The sequence below is a fragment of the Amycolatopsis sp. NPDC004079 genome, from assembly GCF_040610415.1.
In the GTDB taxonomy this organism is placed as follows: domain Bacteria; phylum Actinomycetota; class Actinomycetes; order Mycobacteriales; family Pseudonocardiaceae; genus Amycolatopsis; species Amycolatopsis halotolerans.
Genome location: NZ_JBEXMH010000090.1, coordinates 19,982 through 27,951, shown reverse-complemented (window position 1 = coordinate 27,951; position 7,970 = coordinate 19,982). Strand labels below are relative to the sequence as shown.

Below are 7,970 nucleotides of genomic sequence, written 5' to 3'. Positions count from 1 at the left end.
GACCCGAGCCTGCCGACTTACTGAGCAACGTCTGTCCGTGAAGGGCTCCTTGAGGGAATCTGATTCCCTCAAGGAGCCCTTCACGGACAGCTACAGGTCCTCTGCCCGGGCGATCAGCTCGTCCAGGAACCCCGCCGCCTCGCTCGCCGCCCGCGCGGCGTCGCGCGCTTCGATCGCGTCCACCAGTTCCCGGTGCCGGATCATCTCCGCGTGCTCCGGATTGTCCGAAGTGGACGCCACGCTCGCCGTGATCGCCTCCATCAGGCCGCGGTACAGCTCCAGCAGCAGCCCGTTGTGCCCGCACCGGACGACGACCTGGTGGAATTCCGCGTCGCTGCGGGCGAAGTCGTCGAGGCGGCCCTCGTCCCAGTCGGTGTCGCGGCGGTTGAGCAGGACGCGCAGCTCGGCCACGTCTTCCTCGGTGCGCGCGGTCGCGGCCAGCCGAGCACCCTCGACCTCCAGCAACCGGCGCACGTGCAGCACCTCGCGCAGTTCCGTGCCGCACAGCCGGCGGATCGCGCCGGACACCTCGCTCGTCGCGCGCACGTAGGTGCCGTCGCCCTGGCGGACCTCCAAGATCCCGGTGTGCGCCAGCGCGCGCACGGCCTCACGGACCGTGTTGCGCCCGACGCCCAGCTGCGCGGACAGCTCCGGCTCGGTCGGGATCCGGTGCCCGATCGGCCATTCTCCTGCGGTGACCGCCTCGCGCAGCTGGTCGATGACCTGGTCGACGAGTCCGGCGCGGCGGGTGGTGGCCAACGGCACAGCCTGATCCCTTCATCCAATCATCCTACGTATGCGATAGTAGCGCACATGTCCGCCGATTCCCGAGACTCCGCTGCCGTGTCCACCGCCACCTATTCCGACCGGCTCGAGCTCGAACTGGAAGGCAGCCTCGAGGAAGAGGTGCCCGCCGGCCGCCGGCCGGGCGTGGTGGCCGGCGGCGTGCTGCTGGCGGTCGCGGTGGTGCTGACGGCGATGAACCTGCGGCCGGCGATCACGAGCGTCGGCCCGCTGCTCGCGGAAATGCGCGGAAGCCTCGGCGCGTCCGCGGTGTGGGCGAGCATCCTCACGACCCTGCCCGGCCTGTGCTTCGCCGGGGCCGGCCTGGCCGCGCCCGTGCTGTCGCGCCGCCTGGGCATCGGCCCGGCGATCGGCCTCGCGCTGGCGGTGCTGACCGCGGGCCTGGTGGTGCGGGTGCTCGACGGACCGTACGTCGTGCTCGGCGGAACGCTCATCGCCACCGCGGGAATCGCGCTGGTCAACGTACTGATCCCGGTAGTCATCAAGGATTCGTTCCCGGCTCGAGTCGGGCTCATGACCGGCGTCTACACCGCGGCCCTGCAGGGCGGCGGCGCGGCGGGTTCCGCACTGAGCCCGCCGCTCGAATCGGCCCTCGGCGGCTGGCGTGCCGCGCTCGGCGCGTGGGGCGTGCTGTCGGCGATCGCTTTGGCGGCCTGGCTGATCGCTTCGCGCGGCGCGGGCCGCCCGCCGCGTCCGGCCGCCGGCGCCGCTCGCGCCCGGTCGCTGATGCGCAGCCCGCTCGCGTGGATCGTCACGATCTTCTTCGGCCTGCAGTCGTTCATCGCCTACGTCGTGATGGGCTGGCTGCCGCAGGTCTTCATCGACGCGGGCGTCAGCAAGGCCGACGCCGGTCTGCTGCTCGGCCTGATCTCGGTGATCGCGGTGCCGATCAGCCTGGTGATCCCGCCGATCGCGGCGCGGCAGAAGAGCCAGAGCCCGTGGATCGTCGGAATGGGCGTCTTCGGCGCCGCCGGGATGCTCGGCTTGGTCCTCGCGCCAGGGTTCTCGCCGCTGCTGTGGAGCGTCCTGCTCGGCATCGGGATGAGCGTGTTCTCCCTGGCGCTGACGGTGATCGCCCTGCGAGCCCGCAGCGGCGCCGAGACCGCGCGGTTGTCGGGGATGGCGCAGGGCTTCGGATACCTGCTCGCCGCGGTCGGCCCGTTCGTGTTCGGCTTGCTGCACGACGCGACGGGCAGCTGGACGGTGTCGTTGATCGTGCTGCTCGTGGTGATGGTGACGCAGATGATCTTCGGTGCCCTCGCCGGGCGGCGTCGCTTCGTCTGAGCCAACGGAAGAACGGGCGGCCGGTAATCCACCGGCCGCCCGTTTCGTGTGGTCCTCGGCCTCGACGGCGTCTGCCCACTGTGGACACTCCCGCCGGATGGCCGCCTAGCTCGCCAGCGCCGCGTCTTCCAGCACCGGCCCGGGAAGCTGGCCCGTGCGCCGGACGTCGTCGAGCGCGGCCACCGCGACCGCGAGGCATTCGGCGGCCCGTTCGGACGGCATCGCCCGCAGCTCCTCCAGCAACGTCAGCGTCGCGGCCGTCGTCCCGAGCTCCGCCCGCCGCGCGGCGAACATCAGCTCGAGATCCGTGACCTCGCTCCAGCGAGCGGCCAAATCTTTCGCGGCCACAACGATTCCCCCGGCGATCATGTCGGTCATGTCAGTCCCCGCACCTCCGCGAGAACACTAACAACGCGACATCCTTGTTACCCGATTCGGGAATCGGCTCCCGCTAGATCAACTCTGGGTATCCCCGGGGTCAGTCGAGCGGCAGGTTCAGCAGCGCGTTCTCCACCAGTTCCGGCATCGCCGGGTGGATCCAGTACTGCCCGCGCGCCATCGACCGCGCGTCCAGGCCGAAGCTCATCGCCTGGATCAGCGGCTGGATCACCGTCGACGCCTGCGGTCCGATGATGTGCGCGCCCAGCAGCTGTCCGGTCGCCGGGTCGGCGAGCAGCTTCGCGAAACTGGTGGTGTCCTCCATCGCCCAGCCGTAGGCGATGCCCGCGTAGTCCTGCTTCGAGACCACAAAGGACACTCCGCGCTCGGCCGCCTGCGCCTCGGTCAGCCCGACCGACGCCACCTGCGGCGAGGTGAACACCGCGTGCGGCACGAAGCGGTGGTCGGCCTTGATGCGGTCGTCCGGGTGCGCCAGGTTGTGGTGCACCACACGGGCTTCGTGGTTCGCGACGTGCTTCAGCTCCAGCGGCGACGAGATGTCCCCGAGCGCGTAGACGCCTTCGACGGACGTCTGCTGGTAGTCGTCCACCACGACGTGCCCGCGCTCGGTGGTGGCGACGCCGGTGGCGCCCACGTCGAGCAGGTCCGAGTTCGGCTTGCGGCCGGTGGCGACCAGGATCAGGTCGGCCTCGACGGTCTCGGCGCCCTGCGGGCCTTCGAGATCCAGGGCTACGCCGTTGTCCGTGCGGCGCGCGCGAACCGTCTTGCGCTCAAGCCGGACGTCGAACCGCTGCGAAGCCAATTCGGTGAACCGGGCGCTGACGTCCGCGTCCTCTTGGCGCAGCAGGGCACCGGAGCGGTTCACCATGGTGACCGCGACGCCGAACGACGCGAAGACGTGCGCGAATTCCGCCGCGATGTAGCCGCCGCCGAGGATGACGATCCGCTCCGGCAGTGCGTCGAGCCGCATGATCGTGTCGGAGGTGTAGTAGCCGGTTTCGGCCAGCCCCGGCACGTCCGGGATCACCGGCCGCCCGCCCGCGGCGAGCACGAACCGGTCGGCGGTGACGACCTCGTCCGGACGGCCGCCGGGGAAGCTGACGCGCAGTTCCTTCATGCCGGTGAACCGGCCCTCGCCGCGGTAGACGTCGACGTTGCGGTTGTCCTCGTGGTTCTCGCGGTACTCCGCGCCGCCCTCGGCGATCGGGTCGATCCGGCCGAAGATCCGGTCCCGGATGTCCGGCCAGCGCACCGCGGTGAGCTCCTCGTCCACGCCGAAGCGCGAACTGCCCGCGGGCGTCGCGGCGACGTCGGCGGCGTAGACGAACATCTTCGTCGGGATGCAGCCGACGTTCAGGCAGGTCCCGCCGAACACGCCCTTCTCGACGATGGCCGTCCGGAGGTCGGCGAACTCCGGCCCGAGGATCGAGTTTCCCGATCCGGTCCCGATGATCACCAGGTCGTAGTGCGGCACGGCGGTCCTTCCCGAAAGCGGTCTGCTGCCAGCCTAGTCAACCCCGGCGCCCCGCCCGGGTGTTCCCGGATCATTCGCCGTTGGCTGTGAAATGCATCCGGTCGACCGGCGACTTCCACGCCCCGCCCCACTGCCAGCCCACTGCGGCGAACGCGCGCACGATCGGCCCGTCGGCGGTGACCATCCCCGGCCGCACGTTCGCGCGGTCGACGTAGGCGGACGCCAGCTCCGGGACCACGAGGTCGTCTTTGGTGTACGGGTTGCAGAACGGATTGACGTCCACCGCGAGCCCGTACGCGTGCGCGGACCAGTTCTTCTGCCCGCGCATCGGACGGCAGACGAACGCGCTGGTGTCATTGCCGTCGCCGGTCGGCGGTGCGTCGAGCTCGGCGGGGGAGGTGATGCGCATTTCCTCGATGGGGAATTGCTGCGCGTACAGCTCGCTGAACGCTTTCACCACCGCCGATGCGCCGTCCTTGTTCACCAGCAGCTCGCCGGTGTGCGCGTGATGGTCGAAGCCCCAGAAAGAAAGCGTGACGTAGCGGAGGTCGGCCGACGACACCGGGCACGCGGCCTGCCAGGTGCTGCGCTTGAGCACGGTGTCGGGGACGTCGACGATCTTCGCGGTGTAGGCGGTGCTCGTCGGCGGCGGAAGGAAGTCCCGGGTCGGCAGCGAGCGGTTCACCAGTTCAGGTGGAGTTGGCTGGATCTCGCCGAAGCCGTCCGGACGCAGCGGCAGCGGACGAGCACCCACCTGCCAGGTGACGGCGGGCGCGCTCGTCGCTGTCCGAGTTGCCGGAAGTGTCGGGCTGGGCGGCGCCGACGGCGCGCTCAGCGGGCCCGGCGGGGGTGCCGCCGGGGTGCTCGTGGCACATCCGGCCAGCAAGAAGACCGCCAGCGCGCCGGCCGTCGCGGCTGTTATCCGTCGCATGACTCCACCTAAGCGAATGCGCCCGGTGTATAGAGAGTCCACCCGTTCCAGTGACACCGTTTTGGGCTTGGCCCGTTTAGGGTAATCGCGGCCGTGTGTGCACGCGCCGGAGTCACTTGATTCCTGAGCGCGTCCAGGCTGTGCTGTCGTAGTGCCGATGAAGGGAAAGCCCATGCCCGCGAAGTTCCGTCGTCCGGTCCTGCTCGCGGCGGGGACGCTGCTCGCCGCCGCGATCGCGGTCCCGGTCGGCTCGGCCTGGGCGTCGACGCCTTCCGATCCCGGCTCGCACGCGCAGCCGCGGATCGTCGGCGGCAGCGAAGCCTCGCTGGCCGACCATCCGTACGCGGTGTACCTCACCGACCAGAGCGGTTCGCAGTTCTGCGGCGCGGTGATCGTGAGCCCGTCCGCGGTCGCGACCGCCGCGCACTGTGCGAAAGCCCTGCCGAAGTCGTCGGTCCACGTGGTCGCGGGCCGCCAGGACAAGCGCGGCGACGACGGCGTGGAACTCGGCGTCTCGCGGGTCTGGGTGAACCCGGACTACAGCGACCCGACCAAGGGCGACGACATCGCGGTCCTGACTGTGCGCGGACGGCTGCCCTACCGCGCCGCGAAGCTCGCGGGCAAGAGCGACCAGTCGCTGTACGCGGAAGGCACCCAGGCGACCGTGCTCGGCTGGGGACGGCTTTCCGAAGGCGGGGATCGGTCGGACGTGCTGCGCAGCGCCCAGGTGCCGCTGGTCAGCGACTCCACCTGCAAGACGGCCTACGACACGTACGACCCCGCGAGCATGGTGTGCGCCGGGTATCCGCAGGGCGGCCAGGACGCGTGCCAGGGAGACTCCGGCGGCCCGCTCGTCGAAGGCGACACCCTGGTCGGCATCGTGTCCTTCGGCGACGGCTGCGGAAAGCCGGGCAAGCCTGGGGTCTACACGCGGGTTTCGCAGTTCTCGGACGACATCGCGGCGCAATCCCAAGCACGGCTTTTCGGCTGAGCTGTGTTAAGCAGGGTGGTGTGACGACTCTGCACCGCGCCGCCGGGCCCGACCTCGCCGCTGCCGACCTCTACGAGATTCTCCGGCTGCGGTCGGAGGTGTTCGTGGTGGAACAAGACTGCGTGTACGCCGACATCGACGGGCGCGATCTGCTTCCGGAGACTCAGCACCTGTGGCTGGCTTCCGACACGGAGATCCTGGCGTACCTGCGGGTGCTGGCCGAGCCCGGCGGTGGGCGGATCGGCCGCGTGGTGACGGCGAAATCGGCGCGCGGCCAGGGGCTGGCGGCGCAGTTGATGGCGGCGGCGTTGGACGGTGCGGTGGGGGAGTTCGTGCTGGACGCGCAGACTTATGCGCAGGGGCTTTACGCGCGGTTCGGGTTTGTGGCTGAGGGTGCGGAATACCTCGAGGACGGGATTCCGCACATCACCATGCGTCGCCCGGGTTAGCCGCGGGGCGGGGCGATCGCCTTCCGCGGACTGCTTGCGGTTGCCGAGCCTGGCCGCGGATTGGCTGGGCGGTGACGGCGCGCGGCCGTGTTTTGGCGGGGCAGTCTGACCCGGCTGTGCCGCCGAGGAGCGCGTGCTGGACGCGCAGCGGCTTTATGCGCGGTTCGGGTTCGTCGCCGAGGACGGGAAGTTCCCGCACATCACCATGCGCCGCTGTGGTCAGCCGCGAGGCGCGGTCGCCGAGATGACCTTCACCGCGCGGTCGACGTCCGCCTCGGACAGGTCCGCGCGGGCGGTGAGACGCAACCGGGAAACGCCGTCCGGCACAGCGGGCGGACGGAAGCACCCGACCTGGATTCCTTGCTCCGCACAGGCTTCTGCCCACGCTGTGGCCGCTTGCGGAGACGGCGTCTGGAGGGCGACGACTCCGGCTTCCGGCAGTTCGACCGGCACACCAGCGTTCTTCAGCCCCATCGCCAGGTTTCCGGCGTTCTCGATGACCTTCGCCGGCAGATCCGGTTCGGACTTGAGCACCTGCAATGCGGTCACCGCGGCGGCGGCGCTGGCCGGGGCGAGGGCAGTGTCGAAGATGAAGCTGCGCGCGGTGTCCACGAGATGCCGGATCACCCGGCGCGGACCGACGACGGCACCGCCTTGCGCGCCAAGGGCGTTGGAGAGCGTGAGAGTGGTGACGACGTCCGGCGCGGACGACAGTCCCGCCGCGTGCACCGCGCCCCGGCCGCCTTCGCCGAGGACGCCGAAGCCGTGCGCGTCGTTGACCACCAGCGCGGCACTGTGCATACGGCAGATTTCGGCGAGTTCGCCCAGCGGCGCGAGTTCACCGTCGGCGGAGAACACCGAATCGGTGACCACAATCGCGCGCGGTTTGCGGCGCGTGGCCAGCGCGTGCTTGATCGCCGACGGAGTCGAGTGCTCGACGGCCGCGATGTCCGCGCGGGACAGACGGCAGCCTTCGACCAGCGACGCGTGGACGTACTTGTCGGTGACGATCGCCGACTCGGACCCGGACAGGGCCGTCACCGCGCCGAGGTTCGCGGTGAATCCGGAGGAGAACACCAGCGCCGCTTGGGCTCCGCAGAACCGGGCCAGCTCGTGCTCGAGCTCCGCGTGAAGCTCGGTGGACCCGGTGCCCAGGCGCGATCCGGTCGCCCCGGCACCCCACCGCAACGCGGCCGCGGCGGCTGCCCCGGCGACGCGCTTGTCCCGGGCGAGACCGAGGTAGTCGTCGCCAGCGAGGTCGAGCGCGGTGTGCTGCGCCGGACGCGGATTCATCCGCCGGGAGAGACCGGCTTCCGCGCGCCGCTGGCCTTCGGTTTCAATCCAGTCGAAGACGTTCTCAGGCGGCAGCGGCGGAGTGTCAGTCACCCAGGCAGTGTCGCATCCGGCCGGGTGGCGCGTTTGCCGCCCCCGCCTCGGCAACACCGGGAAGCGGGGCGGGGCAACGGAAACCAGCCTGGTGCGGCGGTTCCGGGCGTGGCTGGCTGGCGGGGTGTGGTCGGCTGGGCGGGGCGTTGTTCGGCGACGGTCGCTGCGCTGAGCGAGATCGTGCTCGATAGGGACCGCTGCGGCTGTGGCGTATAGCTGGCTGGCGGAGCGTGGTCGGCCAGGCGGGGCGTT

General features: G+C 70.5%; 8 protein-coding genes. 3 read left to right on the top strand and 5 right to left on the bottom strand.

Translation table 11 applies throughout. The features are described 5' to 3' along the window. Window positions 1–90: 90 nt before the first annotated feature. Window positions 91–765 carry an FCD domain-containing protein gene (locus tag ABZX37_RS44805; RefSeq protein WP_354750423.1) on the bottom strand — a complete coding sequence of 225 codons (675 nt, stop codon included), beginning with the start codon at window positions 763–765 and terminating at the stop codon, window positions 91–93. A 48-nt stretch (window positions 766–813) separates the two neighbouring features. Here ABZX37_RS44805 and ABZX37_RS44800 point away from each other — a divergent pair, with 48 nt between their 5' ends. Continuing rightward, complete coding sequence (locus tag ABZX37_RS44800; RefSeq protein WP_354750421.1) at window positions 814–2,088, top strand: MFS transporter; 1,275 nt, start codon at window positions 814–816, stop codon at window positions 2,086–2,088. Between the two features lie 105 nt (window positions 2,089–2,193). Here ABZX37_RS44800 and ABZX37_RS44795 read toward each other — a convergent pair whose 3' ends face one another. The 3 genes from ABZX37_RS44795 to ABZX37_RS44785 all read right to left on the bottom strand — a co-directional run bounded on the left by ABZX37_RS44795 (window position 2,194) and on the right by ABZX37_RS44785 (window position 4,892). Continuing rightward, window positions 2,194–2,466, bottom strand: coding sequence for a hypothetical protein (locus ABZX37_RS44795; RefSeq protein WP_354750419.1), 273 nt, complete (start codon window positions 2,464–2,466; stop codon window positions 2,194–2,196). Between the two features lie 100 nt (window positions 2,467–2,566). Further along, window positions 2,567–3,961 (bottom strand): mycothione reductase, encoded by a 1,395-nt coding sequence (locus ABZX37_RS44790; protein ID WP_354750417.1) that lies wholly within the window; start codon window positions 3,959–3,961, stop codon window positions 2,567–2,569. Window positions 3,962–4,031: 70 nt separating this feature from the next. Next, complete coding sequence (locus ABZX37_RS44785) at window positions 4,032–4,892, bottom strand: M15 family metallopeptidase (protein WP_354750415.1); 861 nt, start codon at window positions 4,890–4,892, stop codon at window positions 4,032–4,034. Between the two features lie 172 nt (window positions 4,893–5,064). Here ABZX37_RS44785 and ABZX37_RS44780 point away from each other — a divergent pair, with 172 nt between their 5' ends. Together ABZX37_RS44780 and ABZX37_RS44775 are read left to right on the top strand one after the other, a co-directional pair. After that, complete coding sequence (locus ABZX37_RS44780; protein ID WP_354750413.1) at window positions 5,065–5,883, top strand: serine protease; 819 nt, start codon at window positions 5,065–5,067, stop codon at window positions 5,881–5,883. Window positions 5,884–5,903: 20 nt separating this feature from the next. Next, entirely contained in the window at window positions 5,904–6,332 is a 429-nt protein-coding gene (locus tag ABZX37_RS44775; protein WP_354750411.1) for a GNAT family N-acetyltransferase, read from the top strand. Between the two features lie 219 nt (window positions 6,333–6,551). Here ABZX37_RS44775 and ABZX37_RS44770 read toward each other — a convergent pair whose 3' ends face one another. After that, the gene (locus tag ABZX37_RS44770) at window positions 6,552–7,718 is read right to left on the bottom strand and encodes an 8-amino-7-oxononanoate synthase (RefSeq protein WP_354750410.1); all 1,167 of its coding nucleotides are present in this window, start codon (window positions 7,716–7,718) and stop codon (window positions 6,552–6,554) included. Between the last annotated feature and the right edge of the window lie 252 nt (window positions 7,719–7,970).

What these genes read in the sequence shown, in the direction of transcription:
- ABZX37_RS44800 (WP_354750421.1), top strand. Translation starts at nt 814, where the DNA reads ATGTCCGCCGATTCCCGAGACTCCGCTGCCGTGTCCACCGCCACCTAT.
- ABZX37_RS44795 (WP_354750419.1), bottom strand. Translation starts at nt 2,466, where the DNA reads ATGACCGACATGATCGCCGGGGGAATCGTTGTGGCCGCGAAAGATTTG.
- ABZX37_RS44785 (WP_354750415.1), bottom strand. Translation starts at nt 4,892, where the DNA reads ATGCGACGGATAACAGCCGCGACGGCCGGCGCGCTGGCGGTCTTCTTG.
- ABZX37_RS44780 (WP_354750413.1), top strand. Translation starts at nt 5,065, where the DNA reads ATGCCCGCGAAGTTCCGTCGTCCGGTCCTGCTCGCGGCGGGGACGCTG.